This is a genomic window from Actinoplanes sp. NPDC019969, assembly GCF_055562375.1.
Window position 1 is genome coordinate 998,134 of sequence record NZ_JBVHFK010000001.1, and the last position, 21,251, is coordinate 1,019,384.

The 21,251-nt window shown below is 68.0% G+C and carries 28 protein-coding genes and 1 pseudogene; 15 read left to right on the forward strand and 14 right to left on the reverse strand.

Annotated elements, in window-relative coordinates:
- Nucleotides 1-50 precede the first annotated feature (50 nt).
- Nucleotides 51-485 (forward strand): DUF742 domain-containing protein, encoded by a 435-nt coding sequence (locus ACZ3II_RS04725; protein WP_465516234.1) that lies wholly within the window; start codon nt 51-53, stop codon nt 483-485.
- Nucleotides 469-805 (forward strand): annotated as a pseudogene (locus tag ACZ3II_RS04730) (hypothetical protein). The gene ACZ3II_RS04725 and the pseudogene ACZ3II_RS04730 overlap by 17 nt, the downstream one beginning before the upstream one ends.
- Here the strand turns inward: ACZ3II_RS04730 and ACZ3II_RS04735 are convergent.
- Nucleotides 806-1,165, reverse strand: a complete 360-nt coding sequence (locus tag ACZ3II_RS04735) for a hypothetical protein (RefSeq protein ID WP_465516235.1) — start codon at nt 1,163-1,165, stop codon at nt 806-808. It abuts the pseudogene before it with no gap.
- 347 nt (nt 1,166-1,512) lie between these two features.
- Here ACZ3II_RS04735 and ACZ3II_RS04740 point away from each other — a divergent pair, with 347 nt between their 5' ends.
- From ACZ3II_RS04740 to ACZ3II_RS04750, 3 genes are all read left to right on the forward strand, one after another.
- The gene (locus ACZ3II_RS04740) at nt 1,513-1,716 is read left to right on the forward strand and encodes a cold-shock protein (RefSeq protein WP_465516236.1); all 204 of its coding nucleotides are present in this window, start codon (nt 1,513-1,515) and stop codon (nt 1,714-1,716) included.
- Between the two features lie 89 nt (nt 1,717-1,805).
- Complete coding sequence (locus ACZ3II_RS04745) at nt 1,806-2,438, forward strand: lysophospholipid acyltransferase family protein (protein ID WP_465516237.1); 633 nt, start codon at nt 1,806-1,808, stop codon at nt 2,436-2,438.
- A 21-nt stretch (nt 2,439-2,459) separates the two neighbouring features.
- Nucleotides 2,460-2,858, forward strand: coding sequence for a hypothetical protein (locus ACZ3II_RS04750; protein ID WP_465516238.1), 399 nt, complete (start codon nt 2,460-2,462; stop codon nt 2,856-2,858).
- Between the two features lie 65 nt (nt 2,859-2,923).
- Here ACZ3II_RS04750 and ACZ3II_RS04755 read toward each other — a convergent pair whose 3' ends face one another.
- The 3 genes from ACZ3II_RS04755 to ACZ3II_RS04765 all read right to left on the reverse strand — a co-directional run bounded on the left by ACZ3II_RS04755 (nt 2,924) and on the right by ACZ3II_RS04765 (nt 5,128).
- The gene (locus ACZ3II_RS04755) at nt 2,924-3,904 is read right to left on the reverse strand and encodes a hypothetical protein (protein WP_465516239.1); all 981 of its coding nucleotides are present in this window, start codon (nt 3,902-3,904) and stop codon (nt 2,924-2,926) included.
- Nucleotide 3,905: 1 nt separating this feature from the next.
- Nucleotides 3,906-4,424 carry a SigE family RNA polymerase sigma factor gene (locus tag ACZ3II_RS04760; protein ID WP_465516611.1) on the reverse strand — a complete coding sequence of 173 codons (519 nt, stop codon included), beginning with the start codon at nt 4,422-4,424 and terminating at the stop codon, nt 3,906-3,908.
- Between the two features lie 65 nt (nt 4,425-4,489).
- Complete coding sequence (locus ACZ3II_RS04765) at nt 4,490-5,128, reverse strand: DUF4360 domain-containing protein (RefSeq protein WP_465516240.1); 639 nt, start codon at nt 5,126-5,128, stop codon at nt 4,490-4,492.
- A 285-nt stretch (nt 5,129-5,413) separates the two neighbouring features.
- On the opposite strand from ACZ3II_RS04765, the gene ACZ3II_RS04770 reads away from it, so the two are divergent.
- Together ACZ3II_RS04770 and ACZ3II_RS04775 are read left to right on the forward strand one after the other, a co-directional pair.
- Nucleotides 5,414-6,040: a ClpP family protease gene (locus tag ACZ3II_RS04770; RefSeq protein WP_465516241.1), complete on the forward strand. Its 627-nt coding sequence runs from the start codon at nt 5,414-5,416 to the stop codon at nt 6,038-6,040.
- A complete protein-coding gene (locus ACZ3II_RS04775; RefSeq protein WP_465516242.1) occupies nt 6,037-6,651 on the forward strand; it encodes an ATP-dependent Clp protease proteolytic subunit in 615 nt (204 codons plus the stop codon). The genes ACZ3II_RS04770 and ACZ3II_RS04775 overlap by 4 nt, the downstream gene beginning before the upstream one ends.
- Here ACZ3II_RS04775 and ACZ3II_RS04780 read toward each other — a convergent pair whose 3' ends face one another.
- Nucleotides 6,652-7,005, reverse strand: a complete 354-nt coding sequence (locus ACZ3II_RS04780; RefSeq protein ID WP_465516243.1) for a helix-turn-helix domain-containing protein — start codon at nt 7,003-7,005, stop codon at nt 6,652-6,654.
- A 182-nt stretch (nt 7,006-7,187) separates the two neighbouring features.
- Between ACZ3II_RS04780 and ACZ3II_RS04785 the strand changes: the two genes are divergently transcribed.
- Complete coding sequence (locus ACZ3II_RS04785) at nt 7,188-7,841, forward strand: fasciclin domain-containing protein (protein WP_465516244.1); 654 nt, start codon at nt 7,188-7,190, stop codon at nt 7,839-7,841.
- A gap of 139 nt (nt 7,842-7,980) precedes the next feature.
- Here the strand turns inward: ACZ3II_RS04785 and ACZ3II_RS04790 are convergent, their stop codons facing one another.
- Both ACZ3II_RS04790 and ACZ3II_RS04795 read right to left on the reverse strand, forming a co-directional pair.
- Nucleotides 7,981-8,730 carry an alpha/beta fold hydrolase gene (locus ACZ3II_RS04790; protein ID WP_465516245.1) on the reverse strand — a complete coding sequence of 250 codons (750 nt, stop codon included), beginning with the start codon at nt 8,728-8,730 and terminating at the stop codon, nt 7,981-7,983.
- An 8-nt stretch (nt 8,731-8,738) separates the two neighbouring features.
- Nucleotides 8,739-9,035, reverse strand: coding sequence for an epoxide hydrolase N-terminal domain-containing protein (locus ACZ3II_RS04795; protein ID WP_465516246.1), 297 nt, complete (start codon nt 9,033-9,035; stop codon nt 8,739-8,741).
- 105 nt (nt 9,036-9,140) lie between these two features.
- On the opposite strand from ACZ3II_RS04795, the gene ACZ3II_RS04800 reads away from it, so the two are divergent.
- Both ACZ3II_RS04800 and ACZ3II_RS04805 read left to right on the forward strand, forming a co-directional pair.
- Nucleotides 9,141-9,773: a TetR/AcrR family transcriptional regulator gene (locus ACZ3II_RS04800; protein ID WP_465516247.1), complete on the forward strand. Its 633-nt coding sequence runs from the start codon at nt 9,141-9,143 to the stop codon at nt 9,771-9,773.
- Nucleotides 9,770-10,174, forward strand: coding sequence for a TIGR03618 family F420-dependent PPOX class oxidoreductase (locus tag ACZ3II_RS04805; RefSeq protein WP_465516248.1), 405 nt, complete (start codon nt 9,770-9,772; stop codon nt 10,172-10,174). The genes ACZ3II_RS04800 and ACZ3II_RS04805 overlap by 4 nt, the downstream gene beginning before the upstream one ends.
- A gap of 29 nt (nt 10,175-10,203) precedes the next feature.
- Here the strand turns inward: ACZ3II_RS04805 and ACZ3II_RS04810 are convergent, their stop codons facing one another.
- The 3 genes from ACZ3II_RS04810 to ACZ3II_RS04820 are packed head-to-tail and all read right to left on the reverse strand — an operon-like array spanning nt 10,204 to nt 12,796.
- The gene (locus ACZ3II_RS04810; RefSeq protein ID WP_465516249.1) at nt 10,204-10,863 is read right to left on the reverse strand and encodes a response regulator; all 660 of its coding nucleotides are present in this window, start codon (nt 10,861-10,863) and stop codon (nt 10,204-10,206) included.
- The gene (locus ACZ3II_RS04815) at nt 10,860-11,984 is read right to left on the reverse strand and encodes a sensor histidine kinase (protein WP_465516250.1); all 1,125 of its coding nucleotides are present in this window, start codon (nt 11,982-11,984) and stop codon (nt 10,860-10,862) included. The genes ACZ3II_RS04810 and ACZ3II_RS04815 overlap by 4 nt, the downstream gene beginning before the upstream one ends.
- Nucleotides 11,981-12,796 carry a lysostaphin resistance A-like protein gene (locus ACZ3II_RS04820; protein WP_465516251.1) on the reverse strand — a complete coding sequence of 272 codons (816 nt, stop codon included), beginning with the start codon at nt 12,794-12,796 and terminating at the stop codon, nt 11,981-11,983. The genes ACZ3II_RS04815 and ACZ3II_RS04820 overlap by 4 nt, the downstream gene beginning before the upstream one ends.
- Nucleotides 12,797-12,921: 125 nt before the next feature.
- On the opposite strand from ACZ3II_RS04820, the gene ACZ3II_RS04825 reads away from it, so the two are divergent.
- Nucleotides 12,922-13,527, forward strand: a complete 606-nt coding sequence (locus tag ACZ3II_RS04825; protein WP_465516252.1) for a hypothetical protein — start codon at nt 12,922-12,924, stop codon at nt 13,525-13,527.
- A gap of 10 nt (nt 13,528-13,537) precedes the next feature.
- Here the strand turns inward: ACZ3II_RS04825 and ACZ3II_RS04830 are convergent, their stop codons facing one another.
- Nucleotides 13,538-13,999: a VOC family protein gene (locus ACZ3II_RS04830; RefSeq protein WP_465516253.1), complete on the reverse strand. Its 462-nt coding sequence runs from the start codon at nt 13,997-13,999 to the stop codon at nt 13,538-13,540.
- 86 nt (nt 14,000-14,085) lie between these two features.
- Here ACZ3II_RS04830 and ACZ3II_RS04835 point away from each other — a divergent pair, with 86 nt between their 5' ends.
- Nucleotides 14,086-15,054, forward strand: a complete 969-nt coding sequence (locus tag ACZ3II_RS04835; protein WP_465516254.1) for a helix-turn-helix transcriptional regulator — start codon at nt 14,086-14,088, stop codon at nt 15,052-15,054.
- A 904-nt stretch (nt 15,055-15,958) separates the two neighbouring features.
- Here ACZ3II_RS04835 and ACZ3II_RS04840 read toward each other — a convergent pair.
- Complete coding sequence (locus ACZ3II_RS04840; protein WP_465516255.1) at nt 15,959-16,639, reverse strand: helix-turn-helix domain-containing protein; 681 nt, start codon at nt 16,637-16,639, stop codon at nt 15,959-15,961.
- A gap of 62 nt (nt 16,640-16,701) precedes the next feature.
- On the opposite strand from ACZ3II_RS04840, the gene ACZ3II_RS04845 reads away from it, so the two are divergent.
- Nucleotides 16,702-16,887, forward strand: a complete 186-nt coding sequence (locus tag ACZ3II_RS04845; protein ID WP_465516256.1) for a hypothetical protein — start codon at nt 16,702-16,704, stop codon at nt 16,885-16,887.
- 391 nt (nt 16,888-17,278) lie between these two features.
- Entirely contained in the window at nt 17,279-18,400 is a 1,122-nt protein-coding gene (locus ACZ3II_RS04850; protein ID WP_465516257.1) for a three-Cys-motif partner protein TcmP, read from the forward strand.
- On the opposite strand, the gene ACZ3II_RS04855 is transcribed toward ACZ3II_RS04850, so the two are convergent.
- Complete coding sequence (locus tag ACZ3II_RS04855) at nt 18,384-19,136, reverse strand: DUF5131 family protein (protein ID WP_465516258.1); 753 nt, start codon at nt 19,134-19,136, stop codon at nt 18,384-18,386. The two genes, ACZ3II_RS04850 and ACZ3II_RS04855, sit on opposite strands and share 17 nt — an antisense overlap.
- Nucleotides 19,137-19,272: 136 nt before the next feature.
- Between ACZ3II_RS04855 and tcmP the strand changes: the two genes are divergently transcribed.
- Nucleotides 19,273-20,496 carry a three-Cys-motif partner protein TcmP gene (gene tcmP, locus ACZ3II_RS04860; RefSeq protein ID WP_465516259.1) on the forward strand — a complete coding sequence of 408 codons (1,224 nt, stop codon included), beginning with the start codon at nt 19,273-19,275 and terminating at the stop codon, nt 20,494-20,496.
- Here the strand turns inward: tcmP and ACZ3II_RS04865 are convergent.
- Nucleotides 20,474-21,229, reverse strand: a complete 756-nt coding sequence (locus tag ACZ3II_RS04865) for a DUF5131 family protein (RefSeq protein ID WP_465516260.1) — start codon at nt 21,227-21,229, stop codon at nt 20,474-20,476. The two genes, tcmP and ACZ3II_RS04865, sit on opposite strands and share 23 nt — an antisense overlap.
- Between the last annotated feature and the right edge of the window lie 22 nt (nt 21,230-21,251).

Genomic DNA, 21,251 nt, shown 5'->3' on the forward strand with positions numbered 1-21,251 from the left:
AACGAGCCGCCACACTGCCGCCTTCTCGCAGCGCCGGCAGATATCTGCGCATGACCTATTGGCCATGGCCGCTGGAGCAAAGAGATCTCCCTGCTGGCCGACCGGTTCGGCGCCCTGCTCACGCCGGCGCTGATCGCCGAGTCCCGGCAGCACCGGCCACGATCAGCCACGGCTACGACCCGGCGGTACGCCCGTTCCTGCTCACCGGCGGGCGTACCCGGCCGGTGCACGACGGCCTGCGCCTGGAGACCCCGTTGCGGGCCACTCCCGCGGCGCTGTCGGCGCCGCTGCGTTTCGAGTCCCGCCGGGTCGTCGCGTTGTGCCAGCGCCCGCAGTCCCTGGCCGACCTCGCCGTACCCCTCGGCGTGGTCCGGGTGATCGTCGGCGACCTGCTCGCCGACGGCTACCTGCGGGTCGAGGAACAGCCCGGCGTGCTCTCCGTCGACCTGATCGAAAGGATCCGGGATCGTGTCCGTGCGCTCTGACACGGCGGCGCCGCCGATCGCCGTGAAAATCGTGATCAGCGGTGGTTTCGGGGTGGGCAAGACGACGTTCGTCGGGGCCATCTCCGAGATCGAGCCCCTGATCACCGAGGCCGAACGAGGAGAACCGAATCCCGTTCATCGTCGGCGTCAACCGTTTCGACGACGGCCGCCGCTTCGACCTCGCCGAGGTCCGCGACGCCCTCGGCATCGACGACGCCGTGCCGATCGTGGAGTGCGACGCCCGGGACCGCGAGTCGGTGAAAGCGGTCCTGGTCGCCCTGACCGAGGAGATCCTCACCCGGCGCGCCCGGCGACTCTGATCAGCGGGGCGCCTCGGCGAGGGGCGCCAGCTGCACCGTCCAGGTCCGGGCCGTCCCCACGCTCGCCATGGCCCGGCAGAGCAGGTCGCAGCCCAGCTGCGGGCTGCCCTCCGCGAAACCCCGGTTGACCAGGGTGACCGCTCGCGCGTGGTCGCCCGCTTCCAGGGCGCTCTCCAGCGCGGCCGTCAGGACCGCGGCGAGGGCGGCGCGGAAGCTGTCCGCCCCCTTCTCCCGGAAGGTCTTGGCGGGCAGCGGCGGCGTGGACATCAGGGTCACGTAACTCTCCGGGATCTCGGTGTCGCTCGGGCCGGGCGGGTGGATCGGCTGCGCTTCCCGCCACGACCGCGACTCGGCGATCACCTGTGGACGGCGGGGATCCGGGAACCACCCCGGTGAGGGCATCGACCTGCCGATGACTCGACCTGCCGAATGATTGGTGCACGGCAGCTCCGCTGCCGGCTCAGCGAATTCTACTCGCGCCGGAGAGAAAACCCACGCCGCTCGACGGGCGGTGGCGAGCGTCCGAGTCCGTGCTACGGTTGCCCGAGTTGCAGTTTTGATTTCCGTAGACGTTTTGGGCGCCTGCAGGGTTTCAGATGACCCGGCCAGGCGCTTTTCGTTTTTCGTGTCGTTCCGGCGCGGGTGATCAACGCGGCGGCGTGTGAGACCGCACACTGCGGTCTCCGACAGCCTGCGAGGGAGCAGACATGGTTACTGGCATCGTGAAGTGGTTCAACAGCGACAAGGGCTTCGGCTTCATCGCCCAGGACGGCGGCGGCCCCGACGTCTTCGCCCACTTCTCCGCGATCGCGACGAGCGGTTTCCGCAGCCTGGAAGAGAACCAGCGGGTGGAGTTCGACATCACCCAGGGCCAGAAGGGCCCGCAGGCGGAGAACATCCGTCCGCTCTGATCGAGCATTCTTGAACGGCGGTCCGACTGGTTCAGCGGGCCGCCGTTCGGCATTTCCGCATCCGGCATCTCCGGCGGTTAGAGTGAGCCATGGAGCGCAACAGTTCGGCCACGACCGGCCGCGCCGAACGGATCTCGCCGATGTATCGAGCGGTCATGGCGGCGGCGGGGCCGATCGTCCGCTGGTGGGGCCGCCTCGAGGTGACCGGCCTGGACCTTGTCCCCACCGACGGCGCGACGATCGTCGCGGCCAATCACGACAGTGCGTGGGACCCCGTGGTGATCGCGGTCGCGGCCCGGCGGCGCCGGCAGATCCGGGCCCTCGCCAAGGCGTCCCTCTGGAAAAATCCGCTGCTCCGGCGGGTCCTCGACGGGATGGGACAGATTCCGGTGCGCCGCGGTCAGGCCGACACGGACGCCCTCGACGCCGCGGTGCAGTGCCTGTCCACCGGCGGCTGCCTCGGCATCTTCCCCGAAGGCACCCGATCCCAAGGTAAGCAGTTGCGCGCCCGCAGCGGTGTCGGCCGTCTCGCGCACGCCGTGCCGGAGGCCCAGGTCATCTGCGCGGCGGTCTCCGGAGCCGTGGACATCGCCCGTTTCCCGCGCCGCCCCCGGCTGAAGGTGACGTTCTTCGTGCCCACCCCGCCGCCGCCCGCGGAGACCGCGATCGACCTGTCCCGGCGGCTGACCGCCGAGCTGCGGGCCGTCGCCCCGGTGGCCTAGCTGGCGCCGTACGCCTGGCCGTTGCAGTTCGAGAGGCGCCCGGACGATCCCCTTCAGTGGTCCGGGAACGTCAGCAACCGCTTCCAAGCCGTCCAGGTCCCGGTCACCGCTGGTGGCACCAGCGCCTACGACATCAGGCTGACCGAGGGAGCGACGCTCCGGGGCACCCTCACCTCGGGCGGCTCCGGATCGGAGGTGCCGGCCCACAACGCGGACACCGGCGCCCTGGTCGGCGCCGTCACCGGCGAGACCTCCTACCGGCTCCCGCTGATCGGCGGTCAGCGGGTGAAGCTGGGATTCGACACGCGGGCGACGCAGCGCGCCGAGACCTGGTACCGGGGCACGACCGACCTCAGCAGCGCCACGACGATCGGCATCCCCCGATCCGGCACCGAGACAGTGAACGTGACCGTCAACTGATCAGGCATGAAACACGAGACGCCGGGGCCGGCGGGCGGGCCGGCCCCGGCGTGGTCCCCGTACCGTCAGAATTTGCCCTGACCGACGTCGGCGATGCTCACCCGGGAAACCGTGTAGTTGGTGGTCCCGCCCGAGGCGAACGAGACCGGCAGACCGGTCTCGGCGCTGATGGTCAGCGTCTCCGGGGCGCCGGTGATCATCTTGTTGGCGGTCAGCGTGAACACCGCCCGCCCCTGGACCGTGCCCTCCTTGATCGCGACATCCGGCATCTGCCCGAGCAGCCGCAGCACCCCGGCCCGGACGGCAGGGTCGCCCGCGCCGGCGATCAGCGCGTCCATCGCGTTGTTCCACACCCAGTTGTCGGTGGTGTTGCCGACGACACCGCCGGGGACGCCCTTGATCCGGGCCGCCTCGGCCGGAAGCGTGTGCCGTACGCCGGGCGCTTCGATGGTCGGCTCGACCTTGGGGTTCGCCGGCATGTAGGCGAGAGCCATCGCGGCGCGGGCAACGTTCAGATCGCCCTCGGCCGCCGCCTTGGCCGCCGCCACCACCTTGCGCCTGCCGTCCTTCTCGCCCTGCAGCTTCTTCCCGGCCACCTGTGCGGGCAGCGCATCCCGGGTCCTGGCGAAGTAGTAGTCGCCGTTGTCGGCGTGCAGGTCCCACACGTCGATCTTGCTGCCGTCGGCCTGCACCTGGCTGCGGAGCAGCAGCGTCGCGTCGCCGGCCGGTTTCGGGGCGGCCGCCAGATAGGACACCAGCTGGACCATCGGCGCCTCCTTCGGCGCGGTGGCGGACGCGCCGCTCGTTGCCGAGGGCTTGGCCAGAACCGGAGCGGGCGCCTGGGCCCCACCGCCGGTGACCGTCACCGCGATGGCCGCGACCGCCGCGACCGCGAAGGCGCCGCCGCCCGCCGCGCCCCACACCTGGCGCCGGCGCCGGATCTGGCGGCCACGGCCCTCGATCCGGTCGACGTCCGGAGCGTACGGCCGCTCACCCACGGCGTTCCGCATGGCCTCGCTCAGGCGCTGTTCGGTGTCGTACGACATGTCAGTTCTCTCCCCTGTTCAGGACGGACTTGAGCTTCACCAACGCGCGGCTCGTCTGGCTCTTGACGGTGCCCAGGCTGCATCTGAGGGTGGCGGCGGTCTCCCGCTCGCTCAGGCCCTCGAGAAACCGCAGCACGACGGTCGCCCGTTGCCGGGCGGTCAGCGACTGCAGCGCCTCGATGAGCTCGGCGCGGTTCACCACGTCGTCGGACATGTCGGCCTGGGCGAAATCCGCCGGGTAGGCGCCGGAGTGGCCGGCACTGTGCCGGTTCCGGCGCCACGTACGCCGCGACTCGTTGATCAGGATGCGCCGCACGTACGCCGACGGGTTGTCGGCCCGCTGGACCTTGCGCCAGTTGCTGTACGCCTTCGCCAGAGCTTCCTGCACGAGGTCGTCGGCCTGGTGCCAGTCCCCGCACAGCAGATACGCCGTACGGTGCAGCGATTCGGCGAACTCCTGGACGAAAACCCGGAAATCCTGCTCCATGCCGCTCGCCGCCCCGGCCGGTCGGTGCTTCATCACGGTCGTCACACGAGGGAAGACACACGTACTCGCAAAGAGGTTGTCAGCTGATCCGGATTGTTTCAGCACTTCTTCCAGGCGACGTGGTAGACGGTGTCGAGGTTGCCGTCGGTGGAGTCCATGGTGAGGAAGCTGGTGGTCTTCTTCCGGTCGGACCAGCCGGCGTTGACCCGCAGTTCGGTGTTGACGTTGAGGAACCGCTGCTCGCCGCAGGGCAGGAACGACAGCGAGCTGACGCCGATGGTGTCGGTGCGCTGCCAGTCGCCGTCGACCGGGCTGGCGAACTGGTGCCGGATCCGGTGGGTCTGCGCTTCGCCCTGGAAGTAGTAGAACGAGGACTGGGTCGCCGACGCGCCCTTCTCCAGGTGCGCGAATCCCCGGTAGTCGGTGCGGGCGATCGCGTAGGTGTAGCCCTGCGGGACGTCGACGTTCAGGGCCAGCTGGCAGTTCTTGCGGAAGTCCAGCGGCTTCGCGCCCGCGCCGACCTGGGCGGTGAACTCGCTGTAGGTGACGGTGAACGCCTTGTTGTCCGGCGACACGACCACGTCCGCGGTGCCCAGCGGGCAGCCGGATCCGTTGGCGGCGACCACATCGATGACCATCTTGTCGGTCGGCAGGGGCGCGGGCGCCGCCGCCGCGGGCAGGACGGTCGCCGCGAGAGACGCGAGCAGGGTGGATGCGGTGACGAGAGTTTTCAGCATGACGGCCCCCATTGACGAAGTCGGTGGATACGGATGATCGCGACAAGAACGTACGATTTGCCGCTTAAGTCCGCAATAGAGAAAGACACCTTGATGATCACGTATAGGTGACTTCGTGCGGATTTCCGGCTGTCCGGTTGATCACCGGATGATCCGTCCGGCCGGACGAGGGAGCCGGAAAGCTGATCGCTCGGCTCATCTGCTCACCGCAGATCCGCTTGGCCGGCGGGCGCCGCCGCATCAAAGGTGGAGACGGCACCCAGGGCCGAGCCGGAGGAGAGAACCATGCATCCATTCACCGCAGCGACACCGGGCGGCACCGGATCCGTCGACGACCAGCTGTCCGTCCAGCTGCTGCACCAGCGCATCATCGTGCTCGGGTCCGAGGTCGACGACCCGATCGCCAACCGCATCTGCGGGCAGTTGCTGCTGTTGTCCGCGGAGAACCCGCTGAGCACCATCCACCTGTACATCAACTCGCCGGGCGGCTCGGTCACCGCCGGGCTGGCGATCTACGACACGATGCGGCTGATCCCCAACGACGTCAGCACGCTGGCCCTCGGGCTCGCCGGGAGCATGGGCCAGTTCCTGCTCACCGCCGGCACCCCCGGCAAGCGGTACGCGCTGCCGCACGCCCAGATCCTGATGCACCAGGGCTCGGCCGGGTTCGGCGGCACCGCGGCGGACGTGGAGATCTACGCCAACCAGCTGGAACGGCTCGGCCAGACGCTGTTGCGCCTGACCGCCGAGCACACCGGTCAGCCGATCGACACCGTCGAACGCGACAGCCGGCGGGACCGCTGGTTCACCGCCGAAGAGGCCCTGCAGTACGGCCTCATCGACCGGGTCCTCGACAGCGTCGACGACGTACGCCCCGAGACCACCCGCCAGCCGATGGGACTGAACGCATGAGCCACTACAGCATCCCGACCGTCGTGGAGAAGACGCCGAGCGGGGAACGCGCCTTCGACATCTACTCCCGGCTGCTGTCGGACCGGATCATCTTCCTCGGCACCGAGATCGACGACGGGGTCGCCAACGTGGTGATCGCCCAGCTGATCCACCTCGAGTCGACCGGGGAACAGGAGATCGGGCTGTACATCAACTCGCCCGGCGGCTCCTTCAGCGCGCTGACGGCGATCTACGACACCATGCACTTCATCCGGTGCGACATCGCCACCATCTGCGTCGGGCAGGCCGCATCGGCGTCCGCGGCGCTGCTCGCGGCCGGCACCCCCGGCAAGCGGTCGGTGCTGCGGCACGCGAAGGTCACCCTGCACCAGCCGTCCGGCCAGGCCCGCGGCACGCTGCCGGACCTGGCCGTGGAGGCCAAGGAGGTGGCCAAGGTCCGGGCCGAGATGGACCAGATCCTCGCCGAGCACACCGGCCACTCGGTCACCAGAATCCGGGAGGACACCGACCGCCGGATGACCCTGACGGCGTCCGAGGCGGTCGCCTACGGCCTCGCCGACCGGGTCATCACCCGGCGGGAATCGGCCGGTTACCGCCTCACCGCGGCCTGATCAGGCAGCCAGCAGGACGACATCGCCGGACCGTGTGCCGCGCGGGGCGTGTGCCGCGCGGCGCAACCGGGCCGTCTCCAGCCGGAGGACCGGGGCGCGATGCGCCGTGAGGTCGCGCCCCACCTCGGCCAGCAGGTCCGCCAGCCCGATGCCGAGCGAGTCGCAGACGGCGGCCACGATCTCCGAGCTCGCCTCCTTGCGGCCACGCTCCACCTCGGACAGATATTGCACCGAGACGCACGCGTCCCGGGCGACCTCGGCGAGGGTCCGCTCCTGCTCCAGCCGGCGGCGCCGCAGCACCTCGCCGAGCAGGGTGCGCAACAGAGGCCGCGGGCGGTACGTCACGTCTGCCATGCGCCGACGGTAGTGACCCGCCGCCGCCCCCGACACCCGATCGGCCCCGGTTCTGCCAGCAGCGTAGGAACGGGATTCGAAGAAATGTCACCGAAGTGCATCCACCGTCCCGGGCCCGAGCGAAGTACGAGTCGGTGGCTGTCGGAGCCACCGACCCGTACCGATCGGAAAGAGGCTCGAAGATGAGGTTCACCCGTCGCGGCGCCCAGGCTGCCGCTGTCGCCACCGCCGCGATCGTCGCCTCCGCCCTGAGCGCCGCTCCCGCCCAGGCCGCCGGCACGAAGCCGCTCAAGACGAAGTCCCTGGCCGCGGTCCTCACCGCCGACAAGAAGGGGTTCGACCACAACGGCCACGACTACGACGTCCTCACCGCCGCCGTACAGGCCGTGCTGAAGGCCAAGCCGGGCAGCAAGGTCGCCGTGCTCGCCGACGGCAAGACCGCGCTGACCGCGTTCCTGCCCAACGACCGGGCCTTCCAGCTGCTCGTCAAGGACATCACCAAGTCCAAGAAGCTGCCGGGTGAGAAGGCGGCGTTCACCGCGGTCGCCGGCCTCGGCATCAACACCGTCGAGTCGGTGCTGCTCTACCACGTCGTCCCCGGTGCCACGATCACCAAGAACGCCGCGCTGAAGTCCGACAACGCCCAGCTCGGCACCGCCACCGGCGCGAAGATCAAAGTTGACGTGTACGGCCCGCGCTGGCACAAGCGCATTGCGCTGATCGACGCCGACCGTTCCGACCGCAACCCCCGCGTCAACCGGTTCGACATCAACAAGGGCAACCGCCAGATCGCCCACGGCATCGACCGGGTCCTGCGCCCGATCGACCTCCCCTGACCTTCCTCCCTCAGTAGTGCCCGGGCGTGAGGCGCAGCTCACGCCCGGGCACGCAGGTCACCAGGTGGCTACTGGCTCATGGACGCCTCGGCGAACGCGCCCAGATGCAACATCCACCGGGCGGCCAGGCCCCCGTCGGTCAGGATGCGCGCAGTGAGCGGAACGTCGTCCGGATCTGGTCGGTGAGGATGCCGGGTTGTTCGAGCGCGGCGAAATGCCCGCCGCGGTCCAGCGGGGCATAGTGCAGGACGGTGTCGTAGCGGCGTTCGACCCAGCGCCGTGATGCCTGGACGGCCTCACCGGGGAAGATGCTGAACCCGGCGGGTACGGGGTTGGGCTCACCCGATCCAGCCGGCATGGGGTCGCTCCGCCTTTCCTCCCAGTACAACCGTGCGGCGGATGCGGCGGCATTGGGCAGCCAGTAGAGCATGATGTCGTCGAGGATCTCGTCCCGGTCTATGACCTTCTCCGGGTCGCCGTCGTTGTCGGTGACGTCCTGGAAGAGGGTGTAAATCCAGGCAGCGAGTCCGGCGGGTGAGTCCGCGAGGGAGTAGCCGATCGTCTGGGGCCGGGTGGCCTGCTCCCGGGCGTACCCGTCCAGTTCGCTCTGGTATCGCTGGGCGCGCGCGATCATTTGCTGCTCCTCCGGCGTTGCTTCGCTCATCTCCTTCGGGGTGGGGAACACCAGGGGGAAGTTGAAATGCGCGCCCCGGCATCTCTCCGGCGCGGTGCGGGTGATCCGCTCGACGACGGCTGCTCCCCAGTCACCGCCTTGGGCGAACCAGCCGTCGTAGCCCAGTCGCTGCATGAGGGTGCTCCAGGCGTCGGCGATCCGGGAGATGTTCCAGCCCGTCGTGGTGGGCTTGCCGGAGAACCCGAATCCCGGCATGGAGGGGATCACCAGGTGGAAGGCGTCCTCGGCGTTGCCACCGTGAGCGACCGGATCCCGTGGATCTCGGTGCGGAACGATCCGAAGCCGTTGATCTCCCGCTCGGTGCGCCGCCAGTCGTAGCCGGCGGCCCAGTGCTCGCAGAGGGCGCGGATGCGGTTGAGCTGCGGGCCTTGGCCGGCGTCCGGGACGGTTTCGCGGTCGGGCCAGCGGGTGGCGGCGAGGCGGCTTCGCAGATCACGTAGTTCGGTCTCCGGAACCGCGATCGGGTATGGCTCCACCAGGCCGGTCGGGGCGGTTCTCATCACGGGCACTCCCTGGCGTCGAGCAGTCGGGCCGTCATTGTAAGCAGGAAGCGGAAGAATAATTCAACTTGAAAGGCGTCCTTCCGTTTCGCTAGGATCATGGGCATGGCCGAGCCGAACCCGCCGCTGCGCCGAGACGCCGAACGCAACCGTCAGCTCCTGCTGCGCACGGCATACGACCTCATGGCCTCCGCCGGTCTGAACGTGTCCTACGAGGACATCGCCCGCGCCGCAGGCACCGGCATGGGCACCGTTTACCGGCGTTTCCCGCAAAAGCAGGATCTGCTGGACGCGCTGTTCAGCGAGCACCTGGACACCGTGGTCACCCTCGCCGAGCAGGCCGCCCGGCACGACGACGCCTGGGCCGGGCTCACCGGCTTCCTCGAGCAGCAACTCGAGATCGAGGCGCGCAGCCGAGGGCTCGGGGAACTGCTGCGCGGCCGCAACCAGGCGACGGCCCTGGTCCGACGCGCACGGGAGCGCATGACCCCGCTCGTGGCCGGCCTCATCACCCGTGCGGTGCGAGCCGGTCAGCTTTCCCCCGGTGTGACCCCTGCCGACTTCGTCGCCGTGCACGTGATGGTCGGCAGCGTCATGGACGCCTCCCGCGAATTCGCCCCGCACATGTGGCGCCGGGCTCTCGCGGTCGCGCTGGCCGGCCTGCGCCACGCCGACCTTCCCGGCGACCCGCCGGACGAGACGGTCATCGAACACTTCTACAACGACGACAAGAAATGAAGGCCCCCACCGTGCCCCTGCCCGACGACCTGATCGAGATCCTGCACGGCAGAGCCATCTGCTTCGTGACCACCCTCATGCCCGACGGATCGCCGCAGATCTCCCAGACCTGGGTCTCCACCGACGGTGAACACGTGCTCATCAACACGGTCGACACCCATCAGAAGTCCCGCAACATCGAACGTGACCCGCGCCTCGCCATCGGCATCGCCGACCCGGCCGCACCGTCACGGTCCTGGGCCCTCCGCGGCAGCGTCGTCGCCACCACGACCGACGGCGCCCGGCAGAACATCGACGAGCTGTCCCAGAAATACCTCGGCCGTCCCTACCCCGGCTTCGGCGGCGGATCGCAGCAGCGCGTCATCCTCACCGTCAGGATCGACAAGGTCCACCGGCCCTGACCGCCGCGTGGCGAAGGGCAGCGGCCCGCTCAGGTGACCAGGCCGCGGCGGTAGGCGTACACCACGGCCTGCACCCGGTCTCGCAGGTTGAGCTTGGTGAGGATGCGGGAGACGTACGTCTTGACCGTCTCCTGGCTGATCACCAGCGCCACGGCGATCTCACTGTTCGACAGGCCCTCCGCGATGAGCCGGAGCACCTCCCTCTCCCGTGGGGTCAGCGTGCCGCCGTCCGGGTCACCCTCGGCCGGGCGGATACGGGCCGCGTACCTGCCCACCAGCTGCCGGGTCACCTCCGGAGCCAGGAGCGCGGCGCCCGTCGCGACCGTGCGGATGCCGCCCAGCAGCTGCGCCGGTGGGGCGTCCTTGAGCAGGAAACCGCTGGCTCCCGCGCGCAGCGCCTCGTAGACGTACTCGTCGAGGTTGAACGTCGTCACCACGAGGACCTTCACCGGCTCGGGGACCCCGGCGCCGGCCAGCAGACGGGTCGCCTCGATGCCGTCCAGCACCGGCATCCGGACGTCCATCACCACCACGTCCGGCCGGGTCCGGGCCGCCAGCTCGACCGCCGCCCGCCCGTCGCCGCACGCGCCGACGATCTCCATGTCGGGCTGGGCCCCGATGATCGTCGTGAACCCGGCACGGATCAGCTCCTGGTCGTCGCAGACCAGCACCCGGATCGGCGCGGTCACGACGGGATCCGGGCCCGGACCAGGAAACCGCCGCCGGCCCGCGCTCCCGCGCTGAAGTCGCCGCCGAGAACGGTGACCCGCTCGCGGAGCCCGGCGAGGCCGCGCCCGCTGCCACCCGGGGACGCGCTGCCGGATCCGGGGCCGTCGGTGCTGATCTCCACTGTGGTCTGCCCTTCCCCGTGATGAACGTCGACTGTGGTCCGGCTGCCGTGCGCGTACTTCAGCGCGTTCGTCAGCGCCTCCTGCACCACCCGATACGCCGCCGCCTCGGCGCTGCCGGTCGCCGCCGGCGGCGTACCCCGCCGCACGAACTCGACAGGTTGCCCGGCCTGCCGGGTCTGATCGACGAGGGCGTCCAGGTCACCGGCGGAGGGCGTACGCGGACCGCCCGTGCCGTGGTCCGGGTTGAGCAGGTCGAGCAGCTGCCGCAGGTCGCCGACGGCCCGCCGCCCGGTGTCGGTGATCGCGGTCAGGGTCTGATCCAGCCGGTCCGGGGCGCCCGTCAGGTAGCGCGCCGCCTCGGCCTGCACCACCATCGCCGTCACGTGGTGGGTGACGACGTCGTGCAGCTCCCGGGCGATGCGGGCGCGCTCCGCCGTACGGGTGGCCTCCTCGACCCGGCGGCGGCGTTCCGCCTCGGCGGCCCGGTTCCGGCGCAGCCACGCCCCGGCGCCCCACGCGAGCGCCAGCAGCAGGTAGAACGTGGTGAAACCGGTGACGCCCTCACCCGAACCGAGCCGGTCGAGGGATATCGCCAGGGCCACGTACGCCGCCGAGGCGACGCCCACGATCACCGGGCGACGGCGTTCCAGGTGGACGCCGGCGCTGACGAGCGCGAAGGCCAGCCCGGTACCGGCGACGGTGTGGTAGCCGCGGATCTGATCGATCGCGAAGCCGAGCGACACCAGGGCGAGGCAGGCGGCCGGCCACCTGCGGCGGACGGCCAGCGGCAGAGATTCCAGAAGCACGACACCGACGGTCAGCGCATCGTACGGGCGGTTCGGCAGATCGCCGAGCTGCGTGCCGTGCCGCTCCAGCGCCGGGACCGTCGCCGCGACGGCGAGGGTCAGAGCGAGCGGGAGATCCCGGACCGTGCTCGGGAGCGTCCGGAGCTTGATCACTGGGCGACTGTAACGTCCGCCGTGCGGCGGCGGCGCGGGACGATGTGCCCGCGACGCTTGGCCAGCCACAGGAACACCACGGTCAGCACCACGCCGGCCAGCACCGCGTACAGGCTGCCCTCCGGGCCGAAGGCGCCACCGGTCAGCGCGACCGGCCCCGACGTCGCGGCCTCCAGCAGCCCCTTCGACTCTCCGTTACCGGAGACCACGACGCTGAAGATGCCACCGGCGGCGAAGTTCCAGCCGAAGTGCAGACCGATCGGGACCCACAGGTTCCGGGTGGCGGCGTAGCAGGCGGCCAGCATGAACCCGGCCTCGATCGCGATGGCGGTCGCACCCCACACCGTGGCGTCCGGGTTCGCCAGGTGCATCGCGCCGAACACCACGCCGGTCAGCGCGAGAGCGATCCAGGTGCCGGTGCGCTCCTCGATGATCCGGAACAGCACGCCCCGGAACAGCAGTTCCTCGGTCACGGCCGCGGCCGCCATGAACCCGAGCAGACCCAGCGCTCCGGTCGGCGAACCCCAGCCCTCGACGTGATAACCGCCGAGGAAGGCGATGTTGCCGATGACGGCTGCGAACATGGCGAAACCCATGAGCGTCCCGCGACCCACCTTCCCGGCCCAGCCGTCCCGGCCCAGCTCGACCGGCTCCCGGTGCTCGGTGCGCCGCACGACCCACCGGTAGACGACCACGCTCAGCACCGCCGTCAGCGCGCCGATCACCAGAGCGAGGCCCTCGGCGGCAGCGAGGATCTGCCCACCGACGACAGCGACGGCGGCGACAGCGAGAAGCTGTTTGACGAATCGCATGATGACTCCTCCGCAGACCGCAGCCGGAGCGCCGCGGACACGAAGAAACCTATGGATCTGCACCGCCACGGTCGTCACCTTGCGGTAGACACTTGCGGGTAGCTCGGACGGGGGACAGGAGTCCGATGGCACCGGAAGGCACACGCGCGGCGGCGCTGATCCTCGCCATTGCGGTGGCGGTCGTCATCGTGGTGTGGAGCCGCCAGAAGCCTCAGCCCGCCTCACCCGGCGACGAACTGGACACGGCGGAGATGTTGCCGTACGGCTGGGCGGGATCGAAATCGGTGGGCACCCGATTCACCGACGGCCTCAACTACCTGCAGATCTCGCCGGACATCGCGGGGCCTGTCGAGATCGTCTCGGTGACGCCGCTCCTGGACAACGACACCACCCTGCGTGTCGTCGGAGTGCTGGCCCGGGTCGTGCCGGACATGCTCCCCGCAGGCCATCAGTCGGGGTGGTTCCAGCAGGACGACGGGTTCCCACCCGCGAGCCGCGACAATTCCGGTGGTCGCGACCCGCGAGGTCTGGTGGTCGAGAACCTCGAACACAGCGGCGATCTGGCCATCGAATTCCAGATCGGCTTCGACGTCGTCGGCAATGGCAAGTCGAGTAAGACCGGCGTCGAAGTCGTCTACCGATACGACGGAATGACGAAGCGCTTTGTCATTCCGAGCCACTTGTCCATCTGCGCACCCGCATCGGTGAAGTGCTCACCGGAGGACGAGTAAGCCGGCAGGATCAGCCGGCGTAGGCCACGGCGACGTCGAGGATCCAGGTGACGCCGAAGCGGTCGGTCAACATCCCGAAGCCCGGGGCCCACGGGGAGGGGCCGAACTTCTCGATGATCTCGGCGCCGTCGGCGAGCCCGTCCCACAACGCGCCGACCTCTTCGACGGTTTCGCCACGGACGGAGACGAAGAACCGCGCGCTGGTCAGCGTCATGCCGTACTCACGGGTGGTGGCTCCGGCCGGCGCGGCGGCGGGCGCCTGGCTGGGTACGTCGTACGCCATGATCGTGAAGCCGTTGTCGGCCGTGACCTGGCCGAAGACCACCTTGTCGGCGTCGGGCAGTTCCTTGGGCATGCCGAAGTCGCCGTAGGCGACGACGGTGAGGTGGCCGCCGAAGACGGACTGGTAGAACTCCAGCGCCGCGCGGGCGTCGCCGCGGAAGTTCAGGTGCGTGGTGGTGGTGATGGCCATGAAAACTCCTTGGTGGTCGTCTCGGTATGAAGACTCGCAGCGGTAGGTGCCAGGAAGTGGCACCTATTCCGGGCAGGATCAGGGCCATGCCGAAAACGTCCGCCCGCCTGCTGGCCCTGCTGTCGTTACTGCAGACCCGTCGCGACTGGTCCGGCACCGTGCTCGCCGACCGCCTGGACATCAGCCTGCGCACGGTGCGCCGCGACGTCGACCGGCTGCGCGAACTCGGCTATCCCATCGCCGCGGTCAAAGGCCCGGACGGCGGCTACCGGCTCGCCGCGGGCACCGAACTGCCCCCGTTGCTGTTCGACGACGACCAGGCCGTCGCTCTCACGATCGCCCTGCAGACCGCCGCGACCACCCCGGGCAGCGGCCTCGCCGAAGCCGCCGAACGGGCGCTGAACACCATCCGCCAGGTGCTGCCCTCCCGGCTACGGCACCGCATCGCCGCACTCGACGTCACCGCCGTGCAGCAGCCCACCACACGGCCGGCCGAACCGGTCGACGCCGGCGTGCTCCTGACCCTCAGCAACGCCGTACGCGCCCACGAGACCCTGCGCTTCGATTACGGCTCCGACCTCACGAGCCCGCCGCGCCGCACGGAACCGCACCACGTGATCACCTGGGGCGGGCGGTGGTACCTCGTCGCATGGGACCTCGACCGCGACGGCTGGCGTACCTTCCGCGTCGACCGGATCAGCCCGCGCACCCCCAACGGTCCACACTTCACACCCCGCGCACTGCCCGGCGCCGACGTCACCGCGTACGTCACCAGCGTCTTCCGTGGCTCCGGCGACGCTTCGGGAGATTGGCCGTGCCGGGGCACGGTGCTCCTCGACCTGCCGGCCGCCACCGTGGCCCTGTACAGCCGCGACGGCGTCGTCGAGCAGATCACCCCCGACCGCTGCCGGCTCACCCTCGGCTCCTGGTCCTGGACCAGCCTGGCCGCGGCCATCGCCCGCTACGACGCCGACATCGAAGTCGTCGGTCCCGACGAGCTGACCGAGGCTTTCACCCACCTGGCCCACCGATTCACCCGAACCGCTCAGCGGTGACATCCCCGGAGATGTTCCGGGTCGAACGCGGGTCGTCCGGCACACAGCGGCGACCACCCCGACGAGCGGCCGCCTCTCGATTTCGGCGGACGGAACGATCTGTTCCCCGTGGCCGGTCGGCTGGGTGCTCGCCGCGTCGCTGCCGTATTCGGCCGTAAGGCCCGTCAGCGCGGTTGGACCATCGCGGTCAGCGCCGAGGAACCAGTGAATCGACGGCCACGAAAAAGGCCATGACCGCGTTTCCGCAGGTCACAGCCATTTCCTGAAGTGCGCCCGAAGGGACTCGAACCCCTAACCTTCTGATCCGTAGCCATGAGATTTGCACTTATTCGTCCACTCTAGGGCCACTCTCATGGGAAGTGGCTTTCCTAGAGTTTCCGCTGGTCACGGGCGCTCCGCATAGTGGCTGGTCACGGAAGAGTTAGCCAACCGACCTTGGACCAGGATGCTCACCGTCGGCGCACCGTGCTGATGTAAAAGGGTTGGTGCTAAAACGGTGCTCGACATCCGATCACCACCGGATCACCACGCAACACCATCACACAGCGTAAAATACGCTCTAATCAGTGCCGCCCAGGGCGAAGTACCAGCGCCCTGCCACCGAGGCTAATGCGTCGTGATACCCGCCGTAGCAACATGCGATCACCCACGGATAACCATCCTCGACACGGTCGCGGCCATCAGCCCGAGCCGCCGCCGAAGACCGTTACTGACAGCGACCGCGAAAGGAAAGCTTCTGATCCATAGGGCCCGAATGAGCTTTCCTTTCCGCAACTGCTGGCCTCACCTCACCCTGACAGACAGGGCTGGACCGCCAGCGCAGCCGGCGAGGGCGGCGGTTGCGCGGCGCCTCAGAGCCCACCGCGAGTGTGCCGTTAGCGCTCGGTAAGAGGCAATCTGTCGCCTACGAATCGCCGAGCTGCTCGATGAGCAACTTTTCCACTCTAGCCAGCAAGTCGTCATCAGCCGCGGCGAGCAAGACCGTCACCCGACGCCATCTATCGGCGTCGGCAGGGGCGGACTGTTCTGATACGCCGTCGCCTGATTCGGTTGTCGAGGAGGTTTCCGATTCGGCAGACCCGAATGCCGGCCAGGTGGTCCCCGACCTCACGGCGTCCATTCCGATCGATGTCAGGGCACCACCAAGGGACGGTTTTCCTGCTAGCACCGCAGCCACCGCGCCAGCGAGAGCCAGGAGGCCCGGACTTCGCGCGACGGTCGAGGCGGTGACAGCCATAATATCCATGGCTCTTCGATTCTGGCCCTTCACCTTCGCCTGAAAGGTGAAGGCGATGTCCCTCTCGGTCTCGGGATCGCGGATCAATAGGTCGCAAGGATCACCGTCTAGCCAGCGGATCCGGTCCTGCTCTCGCAGATGCGCGAGCAGTGGCCGCGCAGTTGTGACCGAAGGGGCTTGGACGCCACGCTCGATCCCCCGAACGAACGACACATGCACGCTGGCTTCGCCTGCCAGTTGCTGCGGGCTAAGACCACTGCGCTGACGCAGGCTCCTGAGCACCACGCCGAATCGTTGGTTGCCCGGAGTCCCCGCCGCGACCTGCAACGGCCCCTCGTAGTCGCCCATGGGATAGAAGGCTACAGGGCTCCTCTTGCGTAGCTCAAAACCAATGTGCCAAGCTGCGAGACATGACGATCTCTTCCTCTAGCGACCGCAGCGACAGCCGCCCGTCGAACGCCATCTTCCGCGACATCACCCGACGCATCGTGCCCGGCATCCTGCACGCAGTCGGCTCTGCATGCGTGGCCGCTGCGGATCGCCAGTACGAGCGAATCCGCCAGGAAGAAGAGAACGACGGAACCGCCCGGGTGTAGGCCGCGGCCATTCGACTTGGGCTTCACCGCGTCCAAAAGCCGCGCCATGACACCGAGTCGGCCGATAGCTCCGTCGATCCGGCCAATACAGGGAGAGACGAGGCTGACCGGATCACGCCCTACACGATCCGCCCTGTCGTCGACCGTCCACTGCATTCGTCCGAGATCCCCGTACGCGAGGTCCGGGTTTACCGACACCGACACTGGGGATAGGCGACCGCCACAGCCGCAGATCAACCCGCCGGCTTGAGCCTCCTGCGTTGGCGATCCGTCAACTCGCCGGCATAGAGGCGGTGAACGGGCTTGCTTCTCACGCTATCCCGATGACTCCTTTCAGTGGCATCATCACTGCGGAGCGTTAGCACGTTGGCCGTGGTGGATGGAGGCGGGTATGGGCAAGAGCGACGCAGATCCTTCGAAGTGGGACTGCCCGCCTCATACCAAGGCCAAGCACGACATGCTTGCTTCGTACCTCGACGGCTGGTTTCCGATCCTGTCGAGCTGGAACGGTCGTGTGTTGTTCTTCGACGGCTTCGCCGGCCGTGGCCGATACAACGACGACGCCGAGGGTTCACCGTTGGTCGCGCTACGACGCCTGGTCGAGCATCGCTTCTTCCCCAGGATGCACGGCAAAGAGTTCGTCTTCTACCTGGTCGAAGCGAACAAGGACAATGCTGAGTCGCTGGAGCGGGAGATCGCCGCCTTCAAAGCCGCGAGGACGCCGTGGCCCAAGAACGTCAAGACCGTGGTGGTCAACGAGGTCTTTGATGTGCAGGCCACAGCCATGATCGGTCACCTGCGCGAGCAGAAACGGAAGATGGCGCCGTCTTTCGTCTTCGTCGACCCGTTCGGCTACAGCGGGTTGCCCATGGATCTGCTGGCCGAGTTGCTGAACTATGGGCGCAGCGAGGTGTTCATCAACTTCATGGTCGGTCACGTGCAACGGTTCATCGAACGCGAAGGCCAGGAGAAGGCGATCAGTGGACTCTTCGGGCTGGATGTCGACGAGGTGATGCGCGACTTCGACGGCACGGTCTCCCGGGTCGAACACCTCAAGAATGTCTACGAAAGGCAGCTGCAGAGGAAAGCGGGCTTCCCGTACGTTCAGTCCTTCGCGATGGTCAACAAAACGGGCAATATCGGCTACTACCTGATCCACGGAACCCGCCACCTCAAGGGCGTCGAGTTGATGAAAGACGCCATGTGGAAGATCGACCCCGGCGGGGGAAACCTGTTCTCCGACCGTCTTGCCGGCGAGCAGGTCCTGTTCCAGCTCGAGCCGGATCTCGCCCCGCTGGAAGATGAACTGCTGCGGAACTTCGCGGGTCACCGCCATCTCGTGGTCGAGTCGATCATCGAACACACACTGGTCCACACGCCGTATAGGCGCCCACATGTACGACCGGTGTTGGCCCGGCTCGAAAGAGACGACGCGATCGAGGTGCACCGGCCGCCCGGCAAACGCCAGTTCGCCGAGGGAGTGACGGTGTCTTTCCCTAGGCTGCAGCGGTAGAGACGGCCGGCATCTGGTCCCAGGTACGTCCGTCGAGTTCTCGCCCACCGGACTTCGGCGTGCGTCCACCCCACTGCTTGAAGAAAAAGGCCACACCCGCCTCGACGCACTGATCCCTCAGGTCCTCGGCCCAGGCCAGTTCCATCGGCCGCGCATTCGGGCCGCTTTCACCGCCGGCGATAACCCAGCCGATGCCTTCAAGGTCCAACGCCGGCAACGGTCCGAGCAGCGGCTCGCACGAAAGGAACCGCACTGCGGCTGGCACCTCTCGCAGGTCGCTGATGCGATCCACGACCTGCCGACCCTCCACCGACACGCCCATCCACACGTTAGATGGCCACTGCAGGGTGCCGGCCAGTCGCCGAAGGCGGCGGGCCCGTTTGGTCAACACCTGATAGCTGTGTTGCGGGGTCGCTGCCATGACCTCGAAGACCTGGCGGATGAACGACACCGGCACGCGGGCGTGGAACAAGTCGCTCATCGAGTTCACGAAGACCCGTCGTGGTCGCCGCCAGGTCAACGGCAAAGTCAACGAATCGGGGTGCAGCGTCAGGCCGAACCCGGGACCACTGGTGCGCGGGTCACCATCGCGCTGGTACCGCGGCTGCCCCATCATCTGTAGACGCTTCGACAGGGCCATGGCGTAGCAGTTGTCGCAGCCCGCAGAGACCTGATCACATCCGGTTGTCGGATTCCATGTCGCTTCGGTCCACTCGATGGCAGTACGGTCACCCATCGTCATCCCTCCTTTGCCGAGCGTACCGGCCTTGGAACAAATGTTCTAGGCTGGCCACCCGCTCGATACACACCCTTGGCGCGGAGTCGAGCAGGCAGAGGTAAGCAACAGCTTTACGCGCAGCGACAGTGACTCCATGGATATACTTAGATACACTCAGCTACGGGAGGGTGCCGTGGCTAAGGGGACTTCGTCAGGACTACTGGATCAGCAACGCACTCAGTCCGTCTTCAAGCACAAGCTCCTCGAAGACTATGTATTGCCCTTCGCGGAGATGACCGGATCCAAGGCGGAGGGGCGACGTGTAGTCGTCGTCGACGGATTCGCCGGCCGTGGCCGCTATCCGGATGGCCAGCCCGGCTCAGCCGAGCTAATGTTGCGAACGGCGGAGCGTGCCACCAGGGCCGTTATCGAGCCGATCCTGGTGGAGAAGAAGCCGGCAGACTTCAAGCAGCTTGCCGCAGTGGCGATGGAATACCGCGCTAGAGGTGTGCGGGCCGAGACGCTGCCCGACGACGTACTACAGCATCTGTCGTTGATCATTGAACGGGCGTCGGGCGTACCGCTGTTTCTCTTCCTCGATCCATGCGGTGCGAATCTTCCCTACGACGCTCTGGCAGCAGCAGTGAGCGGCCCCCGCAGATCCCTCTGGCCGGCAACGGAGGTGCTGCTCAACTTCAGCGCGGACCTGACGAGGCGAGCAGCGGGAGCGCTCAAGGCAGGACTGCTGGATCATGACGTTCTTGCCGTGATGGACCGCACGTGTGGTGGGCCATGGTGGCGAGAGGTTGCCTTGGCTGCGCAGGCGTCGTCCCCCGCCGGCGACTTCGAGCGGGCTGCCTTCGCTGTCGTAGAGGAGTACGCGCGACGGCTGGGCGTGGCGGGCGGCATGTACCCCATGACGATTCCGGTCCGGCGGCGTGTCCACCATCAGCCGGTCTACCACCTGGTGTTCTTGACCCGGCGCAGCCACGGCGTATGGGTCTTCGCTACTGCGCTGGCACAGGCACGGCAGGAGTGGATGCGTGCGTTAGGGCCAGTGGAAGACGATGTCAGCAACACGCTATTCAGCTTCGGCGATGCTGTCGAGGGTCAGATCGATTCCGAGCAGCGACAAGCCCGAGGCGCCGTCGCCGCCAATATGCGTGGTCTCCTCGCTAGGAGGCCCGCATTCCGGCTGGTCGATCAGCCCTGGGAGATCTTCGGAGATGCCTACGGCGTTGCCACCGAACCTACGGTCCGGCAGGCGATCGACGACCTCGAGCGGTCGCGTCAGATCCACGTCGTCGAACGCAGAAGACAGGTCCGTGATTGGCGGGTAGCGCGTCTAGAGAAGCTCATCGCACGTGCACGGCCGTAGCGGTCGGCATCTGATCCCAGCGCTGCCCATCGAGCAGGCGCCCACCCTGCTTCGGAGTCCTACCGCCCCACTGTTTGAAGAAGAACGGCACCTGCGCCTCGACGCAGCGGTCCCGTAGCCCCGTCACCCATGCCGGATCGACAGGACGATGCCGGGGCCCGGACTCGCCGCCGGCGATGACCCAGTGCAGGCCGGTGAGGTCGATTTTCTCCAACGGGCCGAGCAACGGCTCGCAGGAGGCGAAGCGTACTGCGGCGGGTACCTCGCGGAGGTCGTCGATGCGCGTGAGAACCGAGTCATCCTCGACCGAGACTCCCATCCAGAGGTTCGCCGGCCAGTCGAGTTGATCGGCGGTCTTTCGCAGCCGGGCCGACCGCTTGGTGAGGACCTGATAGGTGTGCTGTGGGGTGTCGGCGATGACTGCGAAGACTTCCCGCACGAAGTCCAGCGGAATGCGGGCATGGAAGAGGTCACTCATCGAGTTCACGAACACCACGCTGGGACTGCGCCACTTGTAGGGCTGCTGCAGAGCTTCGTGATGAACCGCGAGCCCGAAGCCGGGACCTGAGGTACGTGGGTCACCGTCCTGCTGATACTTCGCGGCACCCATTGCCTTGAGCCGTTTGGCCAGGGTGAGGGCGTAGCAGTTGTCACAGCCGTCGGATATGCGATCGCAGCCGGTCGTGGGATTCCAGGTCACCTCGGTCCACTCGATCGCGGTTCGCGTTGCCACCAAACAACCTCCACTGCCTCGA